17 protein-coding genes and 2 pseudogenes are annotated in these 22,495 nt (G+C 55.9%); 10 read left to right on the forward strand and 9 right to left on the reverse strand.

What is annotated here, in order from left to right; translation table 11 throughout:
* Positions 1 to 62 precede the first annotated feature (62 nt).
* From ACODR6_RS11920 to ACODR6_RS11935, 4 genes are read left to right on the forward strand one after another with little or no spacing between them, the layout of a single operon-like run.
* Positions 63 to 1,553, forward strand: a complete 1,491-nt coding sequence (locus ACODR6_RS11920) for a type I restriction-modification system subunit M (RefSeq protein WP_203431440.1) — start codon at positions 63 to 65, stop codon at positions 1,551 to 1,553.
* Positions 1,543 to 2,835 (forward strand): restriction endonuclease subunit S, encoded by a 1,293-nt coding sequence (locus ACODR6_RS11925; protein WP_203431441.1) that lies wholly within the window; start codon positions 1,543 to 1,545, stop codon positions 2,833 to 2,835. Before ACODR6_RS11920 ends, ACODR6_RS11925 begins: the two co-directional genes overlap by 11 nt.
* A gap of 7 nt (positions 2,836 to 2,842) precedes the next feature.
* A complete protein-coding gene (locus ACODR6_RS11930; RefSeq protein ID WP_203431442.1) occupies positions 2,843 to 5,857 on the forward strand; it encodes a type I restriction endonuclease subunit R in 3,015 nt (1,004 codons plus the stop codon).
* Position 5,858: 1 nt separating this feature from the next.
* Positions 5,859 to 6,599 (forward strand): M48 family metallopeptidase, encoded by a 741-nt coding sequence (locus tag ACODR6_RS11935; protein ID WP_203431443.1) that lies wholly within the window; start codon positions 5,859 to 5,861, stop codon positions 6,597 to 6,599.
* Positions 6,600 to 6,657: 58 nt separating this feature from the next.
* Here the strand turns inward: ACODR6_RS11935 and ACODR6_RS11940 are convergent, their stop codons facing one another.
* Positions 6,658 to 9,189, reverse strand: a complete 2,532-nt coding sequence (locus ACODR6_RS11940; protein WP_246777720.1) for an NB-ARC domain-containing protein — start codon at positions 9,187 to 9,189, stop codon at positions 6,658 to 6,660.
* 395 nt (positions 9,190 to 9,584) lie between these two features.
* Between ACODR6_RS11940 and ACODR6_RS11945 the strand changes: the two genes are divergently transcribed.
* Positions 9,585 to 9,923 carry a hypothetical protein gene (locus ACODR6_RS11945; protein ID WP_203431444.1) on the forward strand — a complete coding sequence of 113 codons (339 nt, stop codon included), beginning with the start codon at positions 9,585 to 9,587 and terminating at the stop codon, positions 9,921 to 9,923.
* A 10-nt stretch (positions 9,924 to 9,933) separates the two neighbouring features.
* Positions 9,934 to 10,521, forward strand: coding sequence for a hypothetical protein (locus tag ACODR6_RS11950; protein WP_203431445.1), 588 nt, complete (start codon positions 9,934 to 9,936; stop codon positions 10,519 to 10,521).
* A gap of 87 nt (positions 10,522 to 10,608) precedes the next feature.
* Here the strand turns inward: ACODR6_RS11950 and ACODR6_RS11955 are convergent, their stop codons facing one another.
* From ACODR6_RS11955 to ACODR6_RS11975, 5 genes are all read right to left on the reverse strand, one after another.
* Positions 10,609 to 11,694: a hypothetical protein gene (locus ACODR6_RS11955; RefSeq protein ID WP_203431446.1), complete on the reverse strand. Its 1,086-nt coding sequence runs from the start codon at positions 11,692 to 11,694 to the stop codon at positions 10,609 to 10,611.
* Positions 11,687 to 12,703, reverse strand: a complete 1,017-nt coding sequence (locus ACODR6_RS11960; RefSeq protein ID WP_203431447.1) for a J domain-containing protein — start codon at positions 12,701 to 12,703, stop codon at positions 11,687 to 11,689. The genes ACODR6_RS11955 and ACODR6_RS11960 overlap by 8 nt, the downstream gene beginning before the upstream one ends.
* A gap of 41 nt (positions 12,704 to 12,744) precedes the next feature.
* Complete coding sequence (locus tag ACODR6_RS11965; RefSeq protein WP_203431448.1) at positions 12,745 to 13,011, reverse strand: hypothetical protein; 267 nt, start codon at positions 13,009 to 13,011, stop codon at positions 12,745 to 12,747.
* A 158-nt stretch (positions 13,012 to 13,169) separates the two neighbouring features.
* Positions 13,170 to 13,424 carry a diguanylate cyclase domain-containing protein gene (locus ACODR6_RS11970; RefSeq protein WP_489022559.1) on the reverse strand — a complete coding sequence of 85 codons (255 nt, stop codon included), beginning with the start codon at positions 13,422 to 13,424 and terminating at the stop codon, positions 13,170 to 13,172.
* A 66-nt stretch (positions 13,425 to 13,490) separates the two neighbouring features.
* Positions 13,491 to 15,263 carry a methyl-accepting chemotaxis protein gene (locus ACODR6_RS11975; protein ID WP_203431449.1) on the reverse strand — a complete coding sequence of 591 codons (1,773 nt, stop codon included), beginning with the start codon at positions 15,261 to 15,263 and terminating at the stop codon, positions 13,491 to 13,493.
* A gap of 701 nt (positions 15,264 to 15,964) precedes the next feature.
* Between ACODR6_RS11975 and ACODR6_RS11980 the strand changes: the two are divergent.
* Positions 15,965 to 16,222, forward strand: a pseudogene (locus ACODR6_RS11980) (integrase core domain-containing protein); the annotation flags it as partial.
* An 833-nt stretch (positions 16,223 to 17,055) separates the two neighbouring features.
* On the opposite strand, the gene ACODR6_RS11985 reads toward ACODR6_RS11980, so the two are convergent.
* A complete protein-coding gene (locus ACODR6_RS11985; protein WP_203431450.1) occupies positions 17,056 to 17,976 on the reverse strand; it encodes a LysR family transcriptional regulator in 921 nt (306 codons plus the stop codon).
* An 86-nt stretch (positions 17,977 to 18,062) separates the two neighbouring features.
* On the opposite strand from ACODR6_RS11985, the gene ACODR6_RS11990 reads away from it, so the two are divergent.
* The 3 genes from ACODR6_RS11990 (at position 18,063) to ACODR6_RS12000 (ending at position 21,018) form a co-directional block, all read left to right on the forward strand.
* Positions 18,063 to 19,142 (forward strand): alpha/beta hydrolase, encoded by a 1,080-nt coding sequence (locus ACODR6_RS11990; protein ID WP_489022560.1) that lies wholly within the window; start codon positions 18,063 to 18,065, stop codon positions 19,140 to 19,142.
* 447 nt (positions 19,143 to 19,589) lie between these two features.
* Entirely contained in the window at positions 19,590 to 20,138 is a 549-nt protein-coding gene (locus ACODR6_RS11995; protein ID WP_203431453.1) for an O-methyltransferase, read from the forward strand.
* Positions 20,139 to 20,151: 13 nt separating this feature from the next.
* Complete coding sequence (locus ACODR6_RS12000) at positions 20,152 to 21,018, forward strand: NmrA family NAD(P)-binding protein (protein ID WP_203431454.1); 867 nt, start codon at positions 20,152 to 20,154, stop codon at positions 21,016 to 21,018.
* Here ACODR6_RS12000 and ACODR6_RS12005 read toward each other — a convergent pair.
* Together ACODR6_RS12005 and ACODR6_RS12010 are read right to left on the reverse strand one after the other, a co-directional pair.
* Positions 20,984 to 21,189 (reverse strand): annotated as a pseudogene (locus ACODR6_RS12005) (IS3-like element IS426 family transposase); the annotation flags it as partial. The gene ACODR6_RS12000 and the pseudogene ACODR6_RS12005 overlap by 35 nt on opposite strands.
* Positions 21,190 to 21,547: 358 nt before the next feature.
* Complete coding sequence (locus ACODR6_RS12010; protein ID WP_203431455.1) at positions 21,548 to 22,462, reverse strand: LysR family transcriptional regulator; 915 nt, start codon at positions 22,460 to 22,462, stop codon at positions 21,548 to 21,550.
* Positions 22,463 to 22,495: the final 33 nt, after the last annotated feature.

Genomic DNA, 22,495 nt, shown 5'->3' on the forward strand with positions numbered 1-22,495 from the left:
TAAATTGCCAGAGCATATCGATCTGATAGGATCGGCCGCAAATCACATGGGGATAGCATAAGGTGACAACTCTTAAATTGTCGCAGCTGGAAAACCATCTCTGGCGGGCGGCAGACATTCTGCGCGGATCGATCGATTCCGGGGATTACAAGCACTACATTTTCGGTCTTCTGTTCTTCAAGCGCCTCTCCGATGTCTGGGAGCAAGAGTATGACGAGCGGCTGGCGCGCTATCACGATGCTGAGCTCGCCGCCGATCCGGATGAGCACCGTTTCGATATTCCAAAAGGTCATTTCTGGAAGGATGTGCGCAAGCATACAACCGACATCGGCACGCATCTGAACGCCGCCTTCCGCGCCATTGAAGACGCGAACATGAAGCTGCGCGGCGTCTTCCAGGATGTCGATTTCAACAACAAGGAGCGTTTTCCGGATGCTATGCTGGAAAAGCTGCTGCAGCATTTCGAAACCTACCGCCTGAGAAACTCCGATGTCGAGCCGGATGTTCTGGGCCAGGCCTATGAATATCTGATTGCGCAGTTTGCCGATGATGCCGGCAAGAAGGGGGGCGAGTTCTATACTCCAAAGATGGTCGTTCGGCTGATCGTCGAATGCCTGAAGCCGGAAGAAGGCATGTCCATCTATGACCCCACCTGCGGCTCGGGCGGCATGCTTCTGGAGGCGGTGCATCATCTGGAACGGCAGGGAAAGAACCCCAGAAGCCTGTCGCTGTTCGGCCAGGAGCGAAACCTCAACACCTGGGCCATCTGCCAGATGAACCTGTTCCTGCATGATATCGACGACGCTGCTGTGGCGCGCGGCGATACGCTGCTGGAGCCGAAACATCTGACGGGCGATAGCGTTAAGGCCATCCGCACCTTCGACCGCGTGCTGGCCAACCCGCCCTTTTCGCTGAAAAGCTGGGGCCATGATGTCTGGTCGAAGGGCGATGCCTATGGCCGCGACCGCTATGGCTGCCCGCCGAAATCATATGGCGATCTCGCTTTCGTGCAGCATATGGTGGCGAGCCTGAAGGAAGACGGTGTCTGCGGCGTAGTGCTGCCGCATGGCGTGCTGTTCCGCGGCGGCGCCGAGGGCAAGATCCGCGAGGGGTTGATTCGTGATGATTTGATCGAGGCCGTGATCGGCCTGGCGCCCAATCTGTTTTACGGTGCGGGCATTCCGGCCTGTATCCTCATCTTGCGCAAACAGAAGCCTCTCGGGCACAAGGGCCAGATCTTGATCATCAACGGCGCCGAACAGGTAGTGGATGGCAAGAACCAGAACCATCTGTCGGAAGCCAATGTCTCCGCGCTGGCAAAAGCCTTTGGGGATTTTGCCGATGCCGAGCGGCTGGCGCGGGTGGTGCCATCAAGCGAGATCGAGGCGAATGATTTCAACCTTAATATAAGCCGCTATGTGCATCTGGGCAACGAGACGGTAGAAGTGGATGTCGCCGTGGAGGTGGAGAAACTGATCGAGCTTCAGGCTGAGCGGGATACAGCGGAAGCGCGGATGATGAGCTTTCTGCGGGAGCTTGGTTATGTCGCTTAGTGCGGAAGTCATCGAGGGGTTGAAAAATCAATGGTTGAGCGAATTGCCATCCGATTGGCGATTTTCTCGTTTCGGTGACGTCCTTCAAATCAAGCGACGACCAATCGAAGTCCAGGATCATGTCGAGTATGTGCAACCCGTAATCCGACGAGGACACGGCGGGATAGACATCCGCGAAAGACAATTGGGAGCATCAATCAAGACCAAGGCGCAATTTTTGATTCGTGCTGGCGATTGGCTGATGTCCAAAGTCCAGATTTTGCATCGCTCTTACGGGCTTGTGCCATGTGAGTTGGACAAAGCTCTTGCATCCGGCAGCTACTATGCTTTCGAAATCCAGAAAGAGCTTGATCCCAAATACTTGTGGTATTTGTCGCATGCGAACGCTTTCCATAAGTCTTGCGAATTGGCCAGCGTGGGCGTTGTTATCGAAAAGATGGTCTTTCGCGCGACCGACTGGCTCGACTTTGAGTTCCCGCTCCCGCCGCTCCACGAACAGCGTCAGATCGCCGAAATCCTGTCCAGCGTTGATGAGGCCATTGCGGCAACGCGGGCTGTGATTGTGCAGAGCAGAAAGGTCAAGCAGGCCGTGTTGGAACGCCTACTCACCAAAGGCATCGGCCACACACGCTTTAAGCAAACTGAAATCGGGGAGATCCCGGAGGAGTGGCCGCTAACCAGCGCCGACAGTGTCTGCACACAAGTCAGTGTCGGGATCGTTATCAAGCCGTCTCAATATTATGTCGAGAGCGGGGTTCGCTGCTTCCGTTCTGCCAATGTCCGTGAAGGCTTCGTGGAGGATGCAGACTGGGTTTACATCAGTGACGAGGGCAATCGCGTAAACCGGAAATCAGTCCTCCGGACCGGAGACGTTCTTGTTGTCCGAACGGGTTATCCAGGAACCTCTTGTGTGGTGCCGCCGAAATATGATGGAGCCAACTGCATCGATATCATCTTCGCGCGACCGAAGATCGAACTGGTCGCCCCCTACTTTCTTTCAACTTTCATCAACAGTGCAAGCGGGAAAACCCAAGTCCTGAAAGCAGAAGGGGGCTTGGCGCAGAAGCACTTCAATGTGGGGGCAATGAAGCAGATGAAATTGCCGCTGCCACCGCTAAGCGAACAACATGAGATCGTAGCGCATATTCAGGAATTTGCGAACACCGAGGCTGTGCTTGAGCAAACGCTGCAACAGCAGATTGGGTTCAAAGCCGCCCTGATGTCCGACCTCCTCACCGGCCGCAAGCGCGTCACCGACGCCCTGCCCATGGCTGCGGAGTAAGGGCCCCATGAGCCACGGCCCCGAATGGCATTTTGCCGAGCGCCCTACGATCGAGCGTCTCCAGGCCATGGGTTATGGCTTCGTGGCGCAGGCGGAACACGCTGGTTTACGCGAGGGCGAAAACCAGGTTCTCTTTCGGCCGCATCTCATCGACGCGCTGATACGCATCAATGGGATCGACCGCGCCTCTGCCGAGGCTGCCTATGGGGAACTGGCGGCGATCAGCGACAACGAGGCCTGGCTGAAGGTGCTGCGCGGCGATTATGCCCGCAAGGTGACCGGCCAGGAAACGCGTCAGACGCTGCGGGTGATCGATTTTCTCGACCCCGGCAACAACCTGTTTTCCGTGACGCATCAGCTCAGGGTGAAGGCTGAGAATACACGCAAGCCGGATGTCGTGGTCTATGTGAACGGCATCCCGCTTGTTGTGATAGAGGCGAAAAGCCCGTTGAATGTGAAGGACAAGACCGGCGAGGCCTTTGAACAGATCCGGCAATATGAGCGGGACATTCCGCGCCTGTTCTTCTCCAATGTCTTCAACATCGTCACCGACGGCGCGCTGGTGCTCTATGGCGCGACCGGCGCCGGCTCCAAATACTTCGCGGAGTGGCGTGACCCCTGGCCGAAGCTGGAGGCTGATTTTCCCGATACACTCTCCAAGGGCCTCTGGTGCCTGCTGGAGCCAAGCCGGCTGCTGGATCTGATCGCGCATTACGTCGTCTTCGAAAAGACCGAGACGGGCACGATCAAGAAGATATGCCGCTACCAGCAGTTCCGCGCCGTCAATCGCATCGTTGAGCGCGTCATTGGGGGCAAGCACCGGCAGGGGCTGATCTGGCACACGCAGGGCAGCGGCAAATCGCTGACCATGGTCTTTGCCGCTCTGAAGCTGAAGACGCACCGGACTATCCAATCCGAGCGGCTCACCAACCCGAACATTCTGGTGCTGACCGACCGCGTGGACCTGCATTCGCAGATCAGCGGAACCTTCGTCGCCTGCGGCCTGCCGAACCCGACGACGATCGAGAGCATCAAGGACCTGCATGCGCTGATCTGCAGCGGTAAGGACGGGCACACGGCGCTTTCCACCATCTTCAAGTTCCAGGGCTCGAAAGAGGCGATGGCCAATTCCGAAAACTGGATCGTGATGGTGGACGAGGCCCACCGCACCCAGGAAAAGGATCTCGGCGCCTATCTGCGCGCGACGCTGCCCAACGCCCGCTTCTTCGGCTTTACCGGCACGCCGGTGAAGAAAGACGACAAGAACACTTACGAGAATTTTGGCGTGCCGGGAGAAGGCTATCTCGACAAATACGGCATCGACGACGCCGTGGCCGATGGTGCGACCGTGCCGATCTACTATACCGGCCGCAAGACCGACTGGCATATTGACGAGGCGAAGATCGACATTCTGTTCGACACCTGGTTTTCCGAGCTGGACGACGACAAGCTGAACGAGATCAAGAAGCGCGGCCTGCAGATCGAGGATCTGGTCAAGCATCCGCGCCGCATCGAGCTGATCGCCTATGATATCTGGACGCATTTCAAGCAGTATGCCCGGCCTGATGGTTTCAAGGCGCAGATCGTCGCCATCGATCGCGAGGCGGTGATCCTCTACAAGCAGGCACTGACCAAGGTCATTGCCGAGGATCTAAAGGCCGAGGGCATGGAGCCCACTGAGGCGCTCGCCCGCGCCGATGCCATGTCGGCCTGCGTCTATTCGATCAACCAGGAAGACAGCAAGCCAAGCGAGGATCCGCACAAACAGGCGATCCGCACCGAGCTGAAGGCGCAGTATCTCGATCCCGAGGCGGAGAAGCTGGCGAAGAAGGCTTTTGGCCGCAAGGGCGACGACCCGCAGTTCCTCATCGTCTGCGACAAGCTGCTGACAGGTTTCGACTGCCCGATCGAAAGCGTGATGTATCTCGACAAGCCGCTGAAAGAGCACGGATTGCTGCAGGCGATTGCCCGCACCAACCGCGTTTCCGACGCCAGGAAGCGCAACGGGCTGATCGTCGATTACATCGGCGTCTCCGGCCATCTGGAGGAGGCGCTGTCCTCTTACCGCGCCGATGATGTGAAGAACGCCATGCGCGACTTGGACGATCTGCGCAATCAGCTACGGGCTGCGCATTCCGCCGTAGCCGCGCCGATGAAGCCGCTGAAGCGCAAGGCGAGCGACAAGGATGCGCTAAAGGCGAAATACGACGCCTTCGTGAAGCTGCTGGGCACCGAGGACAAGTGGTTCGACTTCAAGGCGAAGGCCCGCAGTTTCATCGCGCTTTATGAAACGCTGAGCCCGGACCCGAGCGTGCTGGAGTTCACCGTCGATCTGAAGTGGGTGGCTAACTTCCTGCTCTATGGCACGCAGCACTTCGAAAAGCGCCAGGCCTTCGACCAGATGAACTACAGCGAAAAGATCCGCGAGATGCTGGAGAAGCACCTGGAGGCGACGGGTCTGAGCGTCACCGTCAAGTTGCGTCACATCACCGATCCGGAGTTCTGGGAGGATTTCGATCCTGATGGCAAAACCGAGGAAGACCTGATGACCGCGGCGATCCGCAAAACAACGGAGCTGCGTAAGACCGTGACCGAGCGGATCGACGACGGCCCGCATCAATATGGCAAGTTTTCCGAGCGCCTGCGGCAACTTCTGGAAAAGCTGGAAAGCGCGCAGCTTTCCTGGTCAGAAAAGCTCAAGGCGGCGGAAGAGCTGGCGAAGGACATCACTGCCGAGGATGCGGCCCATGTCGAAGCGGGTCTCTCCTCCGGCGCCTACGGCCTCCTGCAGATCCTCAACGGCTTCACCTCGGGACCGGAGGGCGAGGCCCTGGCGCTCCGCCTGGAGGGGCTCTACACCGACCCCGTCACCGCGCCTTTCGGTTGGTGGGAAAAGGATGGTCTGCGCAAGAGCCTGCGCCAGCAGGTACGGTCTATGGCGCATCTGGCCGGCCTGACGCAGCTCAGGGAGATCCCGGAAGAGGTCGAGGCTTACGCGCTCAAGCATTTTGCTGGGCAGTGACATGGCCGTCTATCGCATAGGTAGCCAAGACATCGAATACACCCTGCGGCGCTCGCTGAGGGCGCGCAAGGCGAGCCTAAGCGTCACCCCAAAATCCTTCGAGCTCCTGGTGCCTGAAGCAGCCACCGATGAACAGATCAGCGCCGTGCTGGACCGCCGGCGCGCCTGGATCATCGAGACCGTGCAACATATGGCAGAACGCGCCAGGGCGCAGACGCGCGTCTACCAGTTCGTGACCGGTGCCAAGATCCCCTATCGCGGCCGGATGACGAGGCTCACCATCGAGCCCTTCGATGGCTCCCTCGTCGAGGTCAGCTTCCGTAACGGCTTCCAAATACGCAAGCCCGCCGACCTGTCGCCGGAGTCATCCGACACCATCATCGAGAGCGCACTCCGTCTCTGGCTGAAACGCCGCGTGCGAGACGACGCCCGTGCCTTTATCGATCGGCACGGCGAGCGGCATGGGCTGAAGCCGCGTAGCGTGCAGATCAAGGACCAAAAGCACTTATGGGGCAGTTGTGGCAAAGACCGCCGGATCAACCTGAACTGGCATCTAGTTTTCGCCCCGGTCCCCGTACTCGAATATGCCGTTGTCCACGAGATGTGTCATCTAAAGTACCGCAACCATGAGCCCAGATTCTGGGATCTAGTGGGTCGTGTCTTGCCAGACTGGGAAGCGCGAAAGCAATGGCTCGACAACAACGAGAATTTCCTCGGTTGGGAGACGCTGAAGGTGTCTTAAGGTAATCCCTTTGCTTTGGCGGGGCGGAGTGAGGACCTCGGCGAGGCTACTGTCACACTCAAATCAAATGAACATTTGTAGCGCGCTGGCGACCTTGGTTATCGAGATCCACATCAAAAGTTGCCATTTTGCCAGATTGTAGCCCGGCCCAAATCAGGTCTGACACTATTGCACGCGCAAGGAAATATTCACGGTTAGATGGATCGACGAGAAAACCGAAATTAGGTTTTCGGCCCTTCTCTTTGAGACTGCCAATGAGACCCGATATTGATGTCCTGTGGTCGGTAGCTTCTAGTTCTCCGATCAGCTTGTCCAACAAGGCGACAATCTCATTCCCGGTACGGACATTCTTGGTTTGCAGAGCCTGAACAACCGATGATCGCGCTTTTCTTAGGTGCCCCGTCATCTTGGCGTCGATTATCCTAGGGTCAAGGGAAGAGAGAAAATCTGCGAAAGCTGCAAAAGGAGCTTCAAGGTCTGCATCTATGCCAACGGCAGCCTTATGAGCGATCATGCGTTGAAAATTCTGTGTTTGGAGATCCGCAAAAATCAATTTGGTTCGCATGTTTGAAAGTGGCGCCGCTGTCTCCGACGAAAGGATGTCCATAGCCCCTTCGAAATCGAAGTCGTACATCTTTGCTCTTGCCAGTTCTCGCTTTATATCGACAGAATCTGGGTCTCTTTTCAAGGCTTCTTCCAACTGTCCGATAGCCGCGGGACAATCTCCGTACCCACGTAGCAAGAACCCACCGAAGAAGAAGTACAGCTGTGGCGTCTCCGGCGATAACTCGATAGCCGAGCGATATGAGTCGGTCGCGCCGGCGAAGTCATGTTGGCGGAATCGAATAAAAGCATCTGCTCGAAAGACTTCGAAATAATCGTGATTGGAGACTTTGAGCGTCTCGATAATCATGTTTGCTGGAAGGAACTCATCGTTGTACGCGAGTTTAACAGCCTCGCGTAGTTTCCCAGCGGCAAGAGCTTGAGACATGGAGCGAACCGTAAAGTTTCTGAAGTTGTATTTTTCCTGGCCTTCAGCCCCTCGTTCTGCTTGATAAGCGAAGCTAAGGCCACGGAATTTCCGGATCACAGCCTCCTGGGCTTCAGGCGTCAAACGCAGAATGCGCGCAATGTAGGCGCGAGCAAAAGGCTTGATTCGATAGTTCAACTCATAGCCGCTTTGGTTCTCGATCTCCAAAATCGAAAACTTCAAGAGCTCGGCTACGCCAGCCTCCAACTTACGAACGTCAACAGACGAGACATGGTGCAAGACACCTAACGAAACAGCGCGTGGCAGGATCGACATTAGCGACAAAGTCATTCTTGCATCGATACTCAGTGCGTCAAAGACGTTTTCGAGACAAAACCTAAGCGCCATTTCAGGATTGCTCACGATTTTGCTGGCAGGCAGCCCAGCAATCACGCCCATGCAAAACCACTTTAACAGAAGTGGCCTTCGCTCCAGACGGCTAGCAAAATGCCGCAACTCGTCCGGTTTCAATGATGACAGCGTTTTTATGCTATAGGATTTTATGAGCGCACGAAGATAAATCTCTCCCTCGTTATCGGTCAGCGGTTTGACGTCCACCGTCAAATCGCCTCCGACGGGAATACGAGACGTCAACACAACCTTACTCTGGCCGGGGATGTCCGACACGAAATCCCGAATGGTGTCGTCAAGGACCGTTTCAAGATTGTCTATTGCAAGAAGTATTTTGTTGTTCTCTAGAAGCTGCCGAACACGGGACATAGGATTCGATTTATCGTCCTCAAAGATGCCTACTACCTCTTCAAAGAGGCCCATTGAAGTCGTTATTGCGTGTTCAATTCTCTGGATTTCACCAACCGTTAATTTGGACGTTTTTGCTGAGACCCAGACGATCGCGTCAAAGTCATGATCGCCGGAATTAACCAAGCTATAAAGTGCCTGCACCGTGAGGGCCGTTTTACCATTTCCGCCATCGCCCAACACGGTAACGACTGGATGCCGACTTAAAATTTTCTTTTTCAGTTCTTGTTCGAGCTGTGGCCTAGGGACAAACCCGGTATCGTCGTAGTCGGGAAGAGGCAGGTTATGGAAAATACCGCTTTCAGTGGGCTGTTCAAGAAAGGTGACTGCTCGCCGGGTGATAGCTTCTGGATCAGTGTTATAATCAACAAGAGCTTTGTGAAGAACAGGCCAAAAACCATTGCTCTTAACCAAGTCATTGGCCAACGCAAACGCCGTTGCGTGTTCTTCAACAGTCAGAGGCCGACCGTGCATTACTGAGTTGCGTACCGGCACCGCCGCCATTAGCGATGCTGCTTTCGCGGAAAAATGCTTCCGGAGTGCATCACTGAAATGCTGCTTGAGACGTTGAGCAATTGCTACTTTGTCGCCAAGATCGAGCTGATAGAGAAGTTCGAAATCGTCCTTTGCGGTTGTATATGGCTCATCAGACTTCTCAGCACGTTGAGTAGCTTTTTCGCGTTCTTGCGTACTCAGAAATCCGGTTGTTATACGACCCGAGGCGGAGCGAATGTGCGTGACCAGATCCTTTTCTATCGAATCGAAAAAGATGAAAAGGGCTACTCGCTGATAGCTCGCCAAAGTGATTCTCCGAAACGTCTAGAAAGTATAATTTACCTGTTTGGTTGAGCAAAGTTTAGTCCGGAATCAATCTGTGCTCGAGTAATGCACAGGATACAGTCGACGCGGATAGGGCTTCACAATGGGGGCTACGGTCCAGCCTTGAACATAATCAATCGCGGATCGTTGTTGTTCTCAAACGCATATTTGTCTTCCGCAAGAGTTGAACACGCATTCGTTCATGAGTCGCGTCCACTCGCAGCTTGCTGCTACGCGGCCTACAGCTACCTTTCGACAGAAGGGCAACTTGTATCAGTTCATCGGATACTATCTTGTCGGCCGCGCCACCGAATGGGGATGGATTTGACACAAGGCGTCACGAAAAAGGCCGCACTCTTCGACGAGTCGAAGAGCTCATGACTGATCTCTTGCTCTGCGAGCTGTTAGGCACCAGGCCGCAATTTGTCCTCGACGTGTTCGCGCATCTTGGCCTTGGTGACGCCGGAAAGGTGATCAGCGTCCGGCGGAGCGTTCACAAGACGTTACTTGGCGAAACCGACATCGAGGCTGTGGTCGAGGTCGGGCGAGAGCGTGTAGGTTTCCTTATCGAAAACAAGGTGCGTGCCCTTCTGATGCCAGAACAACTCGGGCGTTATCGCAGACGAGGGGAAGATGGTCAAAAGAGGGAATTGTGGGAACGCTATTACGTCGCAGTTTTCCCCGGAGGGTTACCGGTCATACATTACAGTAGATGAAGCGGCCTTCGTGGATGGATTTCTCACCTATGAGTGGACCAGGGATTGGCTCACCAGGGACGCCCCCGCCCTCAATGCCTTTAAGGTACACATGCTGACCGAGGCGATAGACGATGCGCGTATAGGATACGTGAAACGCCTCGACACCCGAATGACGCATTTTCACCAGTCCGTTCACGGCATTGCCACCAACGAGTATCCCCAGCTGAGGATGGCGTGGCTCGAACAGGCTGGCTATGACTCCTCGATAATTCATCTACCATATGCGTTGCCTGCGAGGGGCGATTCACTTTTGATGAAAATGAAGATGGGAACCGCAGAATTGCGCGTCGAAACGCGGGATCCGATTGGAGCCGAGCGCTCCCTGAATTCGCTGCTGCCTGATGGATGGCGCACCACCAGGGCCAAGGGCTATGCTGGCGTAGAGATCGCGGTCGGTATGCTGGATGCCACCAAGGACTTTCCACTCATTGAATCACATGTAAGGAGGTTTCTGGACGCCCTGCGCGAGCTACACCACTTCTACCATCGCTATGACGTTTCCGAGACCATCGAAGGGAACCGCGGAATACGTCTCTCCCGGAGCAAGTCCGCCTGAGGGCCGTCATTTTCAGCCACGTTTGAGCCGAAGCCAAGGGCGACATGGCGGGCATTTGTGCAGGCGATGTATCCGGCACACTTCGGTTTAGAGCGCCGATCTGCGAGAAAACCACATAGGGATGTTTGCGACGCTTCGGACAAACCTCAGAAGCGTCCAGAGCGCCAGCAGGATCCAGACGACTACTCCGATCAAGATCCAGACTACCTCGGCCAGGTACTCAACGATCGTGAAGACGATCTTCGCCCCTTTGCGGAGCGCGAGCACGCCGCGGTATTTTTGTCCCGTTTTTTCGGCGACGGCCGCTAACCTCTTCAAATCCGCGAGCTCCCCCGCGTTTTCGACCGTCTGAACCGTTGCGCGATAACCCTGTTTGCTTGAAACAGTGAATGTCGCCCTGGCGGCGTCTGAGACCATCTTGACGGCCTCCGGCTTGATCAGCTTGCGGCCTTCCTGAAGGGCGCCGTTCAGGTCGAGGTCGCTCGCCCGATGCTTCATCGCCCGGATCACGCCGTCGTCGATCGAGCGACTCGCGAGCGCCACAACGTCCTTCTCCAACGGTTCCGGCAGCTTGTTGAGCTTCTTCAGCTTCTTCAGGATCGACAGGCCGCCCCTAAGCGGCGCAGCTGCACCCAAGCTCACATAGTTGCTGGCCGAGGCCGCGACACCGATCCCTGCAAGAAAAACAGTCAGCCTGTCATAGTCCGGATATTTAGCCGCCTCCGTCGCTAGATCCCTCAGATCGCCGACGATCAAAGCATCCGTCGCTGCAGCTGCAACGAAAGCGGTCGGCGTGTCGCCTCTCCCGGTCGATATGCCTGTCCACACCTCAAACGCGGAGCGAGCGAGGCTGAACTTGTTGCTCTCCTCGATTTTCGCGAGCAGTTCTGACGGGAGCGGCTCGCCATTGTCTGCGGCGACGACCGACAGGCTCTCGGCCAACTCCGGATCGTTTTCCGCGAGCGCCTGTTCGGCCAGCCTCCGGATTTCGTCTGGCGAGCGCGATTCGGCCGCTCTTTCAAGCATCGCCGTGGGGTCGTCGCGTATGCCGAAGAGTCGGACGGCATCAATAAAGTATGGTGTAAAGGCCCATGCCGACATGACGAGCGATGCGAAGGCGATGTACCTTACAGCGCGGAACGGCAAAAAGAGAAGGGGCGGTATTCTAGACAAACCCGCGCTCCACCTTCGCGGTCTCGTAAGCCTTGTTAAGGCGCCGGCTCTCAAACTCGGCGACAACCTTGAGCTTGTCGCCCAGATGCGCAACCTTGTCGGAGTGATATCCTCGGATCGCGTTGCGGTAGGCGGTCTTGATCTCCTCGACGGCCGCGTCGGCTGCAACGCCCAGCACCGTCCACCATGGCTCGCTCCGCGATCTTTCTTCCTCAGGCTCTTCGAATGCACCGTCCGGGTCGTATTCGTAGATCTGGTCTGGATTCAGCCGTTCCTCGAGCGCTGCAAGCCTCAGCATAGTCCCGACGTCGCCCGACCGCTTCAGGCGGCTCCGGAAAAACGGCTGCGAAACAAAGAGGGAGGCGTACCCGGCGAGCACCCCGGTCATCATGACAGCGAGCATATCCGGTCGCAGCGGACGCCACAAAAGCTGGCCGGAGGCGAAATTGCCGATGCTCGCGAGCCAGGCAATCTCTCCGGGATAGTCGCGCGAAGCGATCATCATTCCAGCGATCGACAAGAGTGCGACCAAGAGGGAGAGCCTTGCTGCAAGTGACCACGCCCTGCGTCCAACCCATCTCTCGAATGGACCTCGCCAGTTCGGGATCGCCCCGAGGAGCTGTGTCCTGGTCGCCTTGATCTGGTGCATCACATCCTTCATACGCAGCTCGACGTCGTCGAGTTCCGCATTAATCAACTTTCCGTCTCGCTTGCGGCGGTCATAGCGCATGCCGGCGCTCGACGAGGTCGAGTCAATGCCGAGCGCACTCGCCCTCATATGAAGGCGCCGAAATTCCTCACGGACTGCCCCGAGTTTGCGGAGCTGGCCTTCAATTTCCCGGTCTCCCTCGACACTCACCAGTTTGTCAGGGTCAGGGAGCGGCGGCGGCTTCGCGCCCATGAGGGCCGACGAGACCATCAGGCCGAGGCAGAGAACCGGATAGAAGTAGAAGCCGGCCGTCAAGAGCACCAGCAGGGCGAAAATTATGAACATGCCGACGTACAACATGCTGCCCGTAAAACCCCCGCTCTGCTTACGCCTGCTCGCCATTACCTGCCGACCATCAGAAAAAGCACGAACAGCAGTCCGCCGTAAAAAACGAGGCTGTAGTAAACAGTCATGATTGGACTGCGGGCATGCCTCGCGCTTAAGACCGCGCCTCGAACACCCGGGTTCGGAAACATATACCCGAACCAGAGAATGACCGCGCCCGGAAGCAGCAGCCATTTCCACCAGCGATCTATTCTGATTTCCGGAAGATTTTCTCGATCCCAGCGCAACGCGACCCCCATGCCAATACAGTCGCGAAAGTACATGATCTTTCGATAGTTTCAACGGGGGGCAGGTCTCCTCGATGGAAGGTGTTGTTGGATAGAAAGCCTTAGCGATTATCCAAACCGCGGTTGCGGTAGTCGCGCTTAACTGAGCTTTCGATGTTGCCCACACGGTATGAGGGTCGTGCGTTCGTATCCGTTCAAGGCGAGGGTCTGAACATTTTCGTTTCGTCGGCTGAACTGCCGTGAGTGCACCGATTGCGGTCCTCTCTCTTTGCCGCATAAAGTGCTGCATCGGCTTCCCGCCGAAGCGTCCACGCTCTTTGGCGTACAGTCCGGGGGAGGGTGGCGACGCCGATGCTGAGCGTTACCACTGGCGCCGCCCGGGGCTGGGAAATGAGGCAGCCTCGACGCACTGCCGATCGTTTCGGCAAGGCTAAGGGCCGTCTTTGCATAGCAACCAGGAAGGAAAATCAGGCACTCTCCCCACCGAAACGCGCGACCTGACGTCGGGGCGGTAGTCAAAAATCTTGCCAGCTTTCCTGATACGCGACTGCCGCCGAACGGTTGACCAAGACAGACGCTCTAGCGTGCCGGCGGGCATTCTGCGTCGACTGACGTTCAGTTGGAACGAAACCGCGAGCCGAGGGGGCGTTTAGGGCGGAGTCAACTTTGAACTGAGCGAGAAGTTGACGCAAGGCGGCGGCCTGTTCGGCTAGACCGGAGCTCGCGGCAGTGCTTTCCTCTGCCATAGCTGCATTTTGTTGAGTGGCTTGGTCCATTGAATTTACAGCCACATTAATCTCTTTGAGACCCACGGACTGCTCTCGCGCCGCCTCAACGATAGCCGCGACGTTGTCATTGATCTCGCCGACCCGCTCGACTATTTCGGCCAAAGCCTCTCCCGTTTTGCTCACGAGATCGACACCTCTTCTGACGTGTTGCCCCGACGTCGAAATTAGCGACTTGATTTCGTTGGCGGCTGCGGCGGACCGTTGCGCCAGCTCACGCACTTCCTGCGCCACCACCGCGAAGCCCTTCCCAGCCTCACCAGCACGTGCTGCCTCCACGCCGGCATTCAAGGCGAGCAGGTTCGTTTGGAATGCGATATCGTCGATGACGCCGATGATGTTCGTAATGCCGTTGGAGGATCGCTCTATTTCGCCCATCGCGCCGACAGCGCTGCGAACGATTTCTCCGGACGCTTCCGCGCCCTGCTTCGTACGGGCAACGAGAAGCCCAGCGTCGTGCGCTCGGCGGCTGGAATCGGCAACGGTGGTGGTAATCTGCTCGAGAGCCGCGGCGGTTTCCTCAAGTGAGGCAGCCTGCGTCTCCGTTCGTTTGGAAAAGCTATCTGCCGCGTTGCTAATCTCATAAGCGGCTGCGGCAATCTCGCCGCCATTCATACCAATCGTCTCCATGGTCTGTCGCAGCCTGAGCACCGAGCTATTAAAATTGGCCCGCAGCTCCTCCATCGACGGCACAAACACTAGGTCAAGAGAGGTTGTCAGGTCTCCCTGAGAAAGAGCCGACAGCGCTGAATTCACATGTTCGATTGCCGATATCCGAGCCGTTACGTCGGTAGCGAACTTCACGACCTTGATGACCTCGCCCGAGCTGTTGATAATCGGGTTGTAAGCCGCCTGGATCCAGACCTCCTTGCCGCTTTTGCTGACGCGGACAAACTCGTCGGAGAAAAACTCGCCGGCTGCAAGACGTTTCCAAAACTGCCCATATTCGGCCGTGGCGATGTAGTCCTTGCGACAGAACAGGGTGTGATGTTTGCCTACTATCTCGGTGAGGGCGTAGCCCATCGTCCTGCAAAAGTTCTCGTTCGCAGCGATGATTTGTCCGTCCGAAGTGAATTCGATAACGAACTGGGAGCGGGAGATTGCTTCAAGTTTTGCAGCATCCTCGAGAGCCTGGCGCTTGGCCGCTGTCACGTCCGATGCGATCTTGACGATCTTGTAGGGCTTCCCACCCTTTTTCACAGGATTATAGGTCGCTTGGACCCAAAGTTCCGTGCCTCCTTTGGCGATGCGCTTATAGGTCCCGGAGGCGAACGTCCCCGAACCAAGTCTGCTCCAGAAGTCCCGATACTCGGGCGAACCGGAATGACTGGCTTCGCAGAACATGCTGTGGTGCTTGCCGACAATCTCGCTAAGTTGATAGCCAAGGACCGCGCAGAAATTTGCATTCGCTGAAAGAACTTTACCTTGCAGGTCGAACTCTATGACGGCCTGCGAAGCTGCAATAGCTTCGAGCGCCCTCTGCGCGTCAATCGCACCCAGCATCGTCCTGAACTCCATTTTGAATTTGGGACACTTTGCGCTCAGTTGGTTAATGAAGAATGGGCGGTGGGCCCAATTAGCAACTAAGCGCGTAACGCGGTTTCCGACGTACAGGCCAGTGATCGGGTCGCAAGCGATCACTCATCGTGGACATTGGCTTAAACCTGCCAGTCATGCCCAGGTGATGCTTTTTGTGCTGAGCAAATTAATGAAACGTCCTTTTGATCGACTCCAATAAGGTCGCTGGTTGCACGCCGGCCCTAGTTTGATGGGGCTTGAACCGTGCCGTCGGCGCAGTGCGGAACGAGCAGGGTTGAGGGACCACGCACCGAACGCCGTCCTACCAGAGAATGCCTTTGATCAGCTTTCAGCTGCAAAAAAATCAACCGCGAGATGGACATCGATGCTTGGTCAACTATCTCCGGATGCGATTTTGTGAGTTTTATGAGGGTCAGATATGACAAAGCTACGCGTTCTGCTCGCCTTTTCACTATTTGTGGCCGCCAGTTCCCTGGCACTCTCATTCAGCGCACGGGGTGCGCAACCGCTTCGACCAGTCGCTTCGGAACTGGGAGCGCTGTTCTGAAAATATCTTGCCCGTTTTGAATATGCCTGAACTATTTTACAGTATCCATCGGCACAATGTACGGTAATCAACGTATCCTGTCTTGTTAAGATAATATTACGCTCCCTGGTATGGGGCGCGAGACGAGTTCTTGAATGAAACGCTCTTCTCGACACTGACCCAAGCTCGATCAGCGCTTTCAAACTGGCGCAGCGATTACAACGATCACCGACCGCACTCCGGCCTCCGGCTGGATGACACCTGCCGAGTTCGCTCAGACATCAACCCGCGACGTGACGCGAGGCTGTGCAGCCGAAATGGCTTCGCACCGCAACCCGCCGCTACCGCCCCGAATACAGCAACCCAAAACCGTTGGAGTGAACTCAAAACTGGATAAAACTTGGGGCAAGGTCAATAGCAGTCCCTCTGACGAACAGTCGCCCGCCCTTCTACTCCCTTTGCTGACCGCGATTTTCAACAGCCGAGGCCGTCAGCTAAAAGATTGCCAACATGATGTCGCGCAAGGTTGAACAGTATTAGTCGGAGATCGCGACAATCGGCATTGAAGCCGAGGAGCGCGGCCGACCCCTTGGCTTGCGTCCGTCGTGGCGACGAATCCGAGGACGACGAACCGCCTATCGGGAGTGTGCGTTCAGGCGTTGGCTTTCTCAGAGTGAGAAAACTGGAGTGGCCGGTTAGCCCGGTCTATGATTTTCAGCATTTTACCAGACCCCCAGGCATAATACGAAGGTCTAGCCGATGACGAGTGGCTGCTCACGGTCACTCGGCGATTAATCGTCGCCGAGAGCGCAAGGTGCCTCAAGCGGGCGTGTCCGCGAATTCCGTGTTCGTAGAAATCAATGAGAAGCGCTCGCAAGTGATGCCATTCATCCTCGGAATTTATCGGCAGTTCTTCTTCGAGCTCGCTCAAGATCTCGACCACGCTAGGGTAGTCTTCGACAGTTTGCTGATTTCGCACTGCACACTCCACGATCTTCCATTGACGAAATGTAGGTCCTCGAGAACAGTTTCAAGCAGCGTCCCTTGAATTCAAAGTGCGGGGTGATTTAGAACTCGACGCAAGACATGAGCGTTCTAGCAACATCCAAGAGCAAATCAATCGGTCACCGCTCCTCTCTGCGTACTTAGCAGGGACTCTTGATCGGCGTCGAGCCGGTTATCGTAACCGGATTTCCGCATAGCATATTGTTGGCTTTAACCAGCCATAATTCATTGCGCACGTGAGACCGAAATGATCTGCCGACGAAGCCAAAGCGACCCCGCATCACTTTGGGTGCGAGCATGCCAAAGCATTTGGTAGCCAAAGCCTTCAAGTTCGACTGGTGTCCGGAAGCTAATCAGCCCGTGTGGTGAAGCCAACTCGCTAGCCACCCGTTCTGGGATGGTCAGGATGAAGTCTGTTTTGGACGCGATCACTGCTGCGGTTGCAAAATAGGGCAACCACATTGCGATCCTTCGGGATCGACCGAGTGCAGCAAGTCGGTCGTCCAGTTCGCTTGTCCGGCCCCCGAAAATACTAACGAGTATGTGCGGAGGATCTAGAAAATCGTCGAGGTGCGGCTGGCCGTTGTTAAGGCGACTTGCAAGCGGATGATCTGCTCGCACAAACGAAAGATAGGTTTCATTGAAGAGGATGGTACGCTGCAAATCGTCTGGCACTGGGTCATCGCTGTAAAGGACGACATCCACATCGCCGTTGGAGGCGCGGCGAAATGTATCTTGCGAAAATGGTAGCACTTCAATTCCGGCATTGGGGGCTTCTGCGGCGAAGACAGCAGCGAGCGACGGCAAGACTGCTATAGCGCCATAATCAGTCGTAGCGATGCGAAAGATGCGGTTGCTCGTACTGGGCGAAAATTCTTGCGAGCCAAGCAAGTCATCGAGGTCATGCAGTAACTTGGAAATCGAGTCCGCTAAAGCCTCCGCCCGCGGCGTCGCAACGACACCTCTTGCGCCTTTGATAAACAACTGATCGGCAAAAACATGGCGAAGACGCCCTATCGCCCTGCTGACTGCAGGCTGGCTCATGTTGAGCTTTTGTGCGGCGACAGTGACGTTCCGCGTCTGAAGGACCGCCCTGAGAACAACGAGCAGATTGAGGTCAAGGCGTCGTAATTCGTTAAGCGGCATAGTAGATATCCGGATCATGCATTAGACACATCATGACGCCTTCTCCATTGTCTGTCGAATAATATTAATGGAAAGAGGAGGCCTCCATGCAAAATGATCGCGCCCATAGCAGCGTGCGGCGACAAATATTGCAAGCGATGGCTACGATGCCAGTCGCAGCCTTGGGGTCCTTTTCTTTTAACGCGCAAGCAAGAGCAAAAGGATCTCCGAGCATGACAAGTATTTCTTCAATGGCACTGAACGCGGGCGCCTATCAATCCGAGCGAGTAAGTTTCGAAAGCCACGGGGCATCGCTCGTCGGTCTCCTGTTTAAGCCGACGGCTGCACAACCCCCATTCCCAGGCGCCGTCATCGTTGGTCCATTTGGATTTGTAAAAGAACAATCTCCGATGGAATACGCGACGAGGCTCGCACGCGATGGCTTCGCTGCGTTGATTTTTGATCCGCGTTTCAGCGGCGAAAGCAGTGGAGAGCCCCGGCGCTATGAGAGTCCTCACGCTAAAATTGCCGACATCAATGCCGCCATCTCCTTTCTTGAAGCTCGGGCAGACATCAGCAACGAAGGTATGTTTGCGCTCGGAATATGCCAAGGGTCCTCGGAAATGATCGCAGCAGCGTCGGCCGACGCCAGAATTAAAGCCCTCGCGACAGTTTCGGGCCAATATCTTTTCAAGGAAAATCTAGAAGGATTTTTTGGAGGCGGCGGTCTCGGATTGGAAGCGCGCATCGCTCGTGGTCAGGCAGCTAGGGCTAAGTTTGATACGAGCGGCGAGGTCGATTACACGCCCGTGGTGAGTTCGGATGATAAGAACGTTGGTCTACCTTGGCCAGAGATCTACGACTGGTATCACCCCTGGACCACATCAAAATGGGGTGAGCCCAGTCGCTGGGAGAATCGCTACACAACCATGAGCGACGCCGAGGTTTGGACGTTCAACGTCGATGACTATGCTGCAAAGCTGCAGTGTCCGACGCTGATCATTCACGGTGAGCGATCCGACGGCTTCGAAGCGGCCGCGCAGCACGTATTCCGTAAGGTACCCGCGCAAAACAAAAAGCTCATCATCGTCGATGGGGTGTTTCATACGAGATTCTACGACGATCCTCTCGTAATCGAACCCACGGCAACGGAGGTCGCCAAATGGTTCAAAGACAACGTTAAGTGATTCGAAAAACTATCCTCGTTTCTCCCTTTGCGCTGTCGCCGTTGCGCCTACTCAAGCGGCCGTCTTCAAATCGTGGAACGCCATCCGGTAACGTCAATTGGTGACGGAGTTTCAAAATTTTTTATCATCTCCCCGAGACCGCAACTCGACAACGTGCTCACGGATGATTGGGTGGATGTACCGCAGACGTCGAGTTGGGAGCCGGGCCGCGAATGGATGTGCGCTGACGGGAACAGGGTTGTCGTCCGCTTCGACTATCACCGCACCGCAGCGCGGCGCTTCTGCAGGCATCGCCGCTACGGAGGCGCGTTCGAATCGTGGTGATCGACAATCATGAAATTTGCAACGGGCAACTTGTGAATTTGGCACCTAGAGGATTGGCTGACCGTTCTCTTTCAACTCCGAGCAAAGCCACCGATATTTTGTGGGCGGACGAAGGGCGAGCTTATGGACTACTATCAAAATATTCTTGATGCGACGACGCGACATCGAAGTCAGCATCGTTGCAAAGCGTATCCATTCGGTGACGGCGTATCGTTAGGCGTACTGGCAGCTGCCGCTGGCGCGCGCCGGATCGTTGAATGCGGGACGGCGCTCGGATACACCGCGTGCTGGTTCGCGAGAGGTAGCACCGTGGCGTCAATCGACACGATCGATTTCGACGAGCAGCATGTACTGTTGGCACGCGAGAATATCGCAGAAGCCGGCTTCAATGATCGAATCACTGTCCACCACGGGACTTTCCATGAGATCCTCCCGAGGCTCACGTCCGGGTACGACATAGCGTTCTTTGACGGTTTCGCGCCATCGCTTCAGGATTTGAACTTGCTGGCGTCGTCGCTGCGCGTTGGAGGAATGTTGATCAGCACCAATCTCGGGCTCGGTGGTCGTGAGACTGCCCAATACCGTGAGATGCTCGCCAATCCAGCAACGTGGATGACCAGCATGATGGCAGAAGGCGGACGGACCGCCGTCAGTGTCAAGCTCAAGGCTTGAGAGGAGACTAGATATGTATGCAATAACGGGTGCTAACGGACAGACTGGTTCGGCTGCAATGCGCTACCTTCTCAAAAAAAACGTTCCCGTTAAGGCGATCTTACGCAAAATGGAACAAGGCCAGCTTTGGATTGAAGCCGGCGCGGAGGTGGCGGTCGTTGATCTGCTCGATACAGATGCGCTGATCAATGCATTCCGGGGCGCGCGTGGCGCCTATCTTATGAATCCACCCGCTTATGCCGACCCTGACATTTTTGGTCACTCTGCGGCGGTTCACGCATCGCTGATAGCCGCGGCAGAGGCCGCCGCTCTTTCTCATGTGGTTGCTCTGTCGTCGGTCGGCGCTCAGCACACCGATGGCACTGGCAATATCAAGACAACCCACGATTTGGAGCGTCGGCTGACCGTATCGAAAGTTCCAGCGACGATAGTGCGCGCTGCGAACTTCATGGAAAATTGGAGTTGGTCGCTTGAACGAGTTAACTCAGATGGTGTGCTGCTTTCGATGTTCTCACCGCTTTCCAGGCGTCTTCCCATGGTCTCGGTAATGGACGTTGGCAGAGTGGTGGGCGAGCAGCTATTGGCGGGCACCGCCGCACCCTCGCTGATTGAACTTCATGGACCGAAAGATTATTCGCCAAACGATGCCGCTAGCGCTCTGAGCGAAATACTTGGTCGTCCAGTTGAAGCTGTTTTATTGCCGCCTGCTTGCTGGAATGAGGTATTCGCCAAGGCAGGGTTCTCCACGAACGCTATCAAGGCATTCTGCGAGCTTTATCGAGGGTTCAACAATGGTCACACAGCGTTTGAGGGCCGAGGCGTCACGATGCGCGGCGAAACGACACTCTCTGACGCCCTACGCCTAATCGTAGACCGTTAATGTCGGAGCCGGATATCCCGGCATTGGCGACGGCTCTCCCTGAGATAATTTCTAGGTCAAACGCATCGATAATGAACGCGAGACGAACCACCTCGCCATTCCAGCAAGTGAACTCAAGCCGTCCGAGCACCAGCGGAGATTAGACCGCATCACCATGACCTTGCCCTCGTGCACACGGCCTGTCCGCACCGCCGTGTGTTTCTCGAGGATCATAGCGTGGGTGGCCTTGGTGGGATAAACCCGTTTGCGATTGACGACGGGCATATAGGCAGCTCGCCGCTGCCTGCTGAAAGGGCAGAGATTCCCCAGCGATAAAAGGGCTTGGCGCAACTCCACGTCGCCGCGCCGCAGAGGAAACGGTGTCATCGGCGGCTTCTTTCCTCGATAATCTGCAGTTTGCGTTCCGTTGTCCAGTATTAGATCAACCTATCGAAACACCTTCGATATAGGTTATCTGAGCCTTCTTGCTTGGACACGAAGTCAGGATTAGTTGCGCAAAGGGCTGTGTCTCTGGGAGCTCCGCGATTACTCAAGCAGCAGCAGCATCGAAAAGTGCTAACGCATCGCGAAGCAAGGTCTTGATGAATGTGGTACGTCCATCCTCGCGGTAAGCTGGGTGGAAAATCAACCGCATTGGCAGGGGCGGCGTATCAAAAGGCATCTTCCTTGTGATCAATTCGGCCGGCAGTAAGAACGTGTTTCGTTCTGGCATTGTCGTCACTAAGTCAGATTGGCTAATGATTTGGATCGCCATTTGGAAACTGGGCACAGTTCGAGCGATTTGCCTGAACAGACCATGTTCGATGAGAGCGTCATCGACGTCGCTCCGCGTTGAACGCCCGCGGGGAACGACAAGTACGTGGCTTTGGTCCGCGTAAGCACGCGGGCTCCAGCGCATTTTGACGAGACGGTGGTCGCGCCGCGCGACGCAGACGTAGCGGTCCAGATAATAATCCTCAGAAAGCAGATTATCCCCTTCCATTGTTGCTGCAAATGGCCCCGACGGCCCGACCAAAATGCCCCCCGACTTCTTCAACCAGTCAGCTACATCGAGCGGAATAGCTGCGACGGTTAACTTAGCCAGCGGCGCCCGTTCGCGAACGAGGCGGTCTAGGTGTGGAAGCAAGATTGCGGCAACGTGTTCGGACAGCGAGACGGGAAGTTCACCAGCGAACCCGCGCGCTTCAAAAGGCCGAGCAGTTCTCAGCAAAAGCTCTGCGCAGGCGACAACATCACGTGCCGGAGCTCGTAAATCCTCTGCGATCCGGGTTCTGACCAGGCCGCGGCCTCGCTTCACGAGAAGTGGATCTCCAAGATCTTCGCGTAGTCGACGAAGTGCGTTACTTGTCGCGGCGGGAGTGATGTTCAATCGTGCCGCGGCTCGCCCGACATGGGCTTCTTCCAGCAGGAAATGAAGAGCTTTTATGCGATTGAGGTCAAACATCGATATATTCATAGTATGAAGCATAGGGCTTCG

This window comes from Rhizobium sp. FG96 (assembly GCF_057808655.1).

Excerpts from the sequence above, each read along its gene's own strand:
- ACODR6_RS11925 (WP_203431441.1), top strand. The coding sequence starts at position 1,543 with ATGTCGCTTAGTGCGGAAGTCATCGAGGGGTTGAAAAATCAATGGTTG.
- ACODR6_RS11930 (WP_203431442.1), top strand. The coding sequence starts at position 2,843 with ATGAGCCACGGCCCCGAATGGCATTTTGCCGAGCGCCCTACGATCGAG.
- ACODR6_RS11935 (WP_203431443.1), top strand. The coding sequence starts at position 5,859 with ATGGCCGTCTATCGCATAGGTAGCCAAGACATCGAATACACCCTGCGG.
- ACODR6_RS11945 (WP_203431444.1), top strand. The coding sequence starts at position 9,585 with ATGACTGATCTCTTGCTCTGCGAGCTGTTAGGCACCAGGCCGCAATTT.
- ACODR6_RS11960 (WP_203431447.1), bottom strand. The coding sequence starts at position 12,703 with ATGTTGTACGTCGGCATGTTCATAATTTTCGCCCTGCTGGTGCTCTTG.
- ACODR6_RS11965 (WP_203431448.1), bottom strand. The coding sequence starts at position 13,011 with ATGTACTTTCGCGACTGTATTGGCATGGGGGTCGCGTTGCGCTGGGAT.
- ACODR6_RS11970 (WP_489022559.1), bottom strand. The coding sequence starts at position 13,424 with ATGCAAAGACGGCCCTTAGCCTTGCCGAAACGATCGGCAGTGCGTCGA.
- ACODR6_RS11975 (WP_203431449.1), bottom strand. The coding sequence starts at position 15,263 with ATGCTGGGTGCGATTGACGCGCAGAGGGCGCTCGAAGCTATTGCAGCT.
- ACODR6_RS11985 (WP_203431450.1), bottom strand. The coding sequence starts at position 17,976 with ATGCCGCTTAACGAATTACGACGCCTTGACCTCAATCTGCTCGTTGTT.
- ACODR6_RS11990 (WP_489022560.1), top strand. The coding sequence starts at position 18,063 with ATGCAAAATGATCGCGCCCATAGCAGCGTGCGGCGACAAATATTGCAA.
- ACODR6_RS11995 (WP_203431453.1), top strand. The coding sequence starts at position 19,590 with ATGGACTACTATCAAAATATTCTTGATGCGACGACGCGACATCGAAGT.
- ACODR6_RS12000 (WP_203431454.1), top strand. The coding sequence starts at position 20,152 with ATGTATGCAATAACGGGTGCTAACGGACAGACTGGTTCGGCTGCAATG.
- ACODR6_RS12010 (WP_203431455.1), bottom strand. The coding sequence starts at position 22,462 with ATGTTTGACCTCAATCGCATAAAAGCTCTTCATTTCCTGCTGGAAGAA.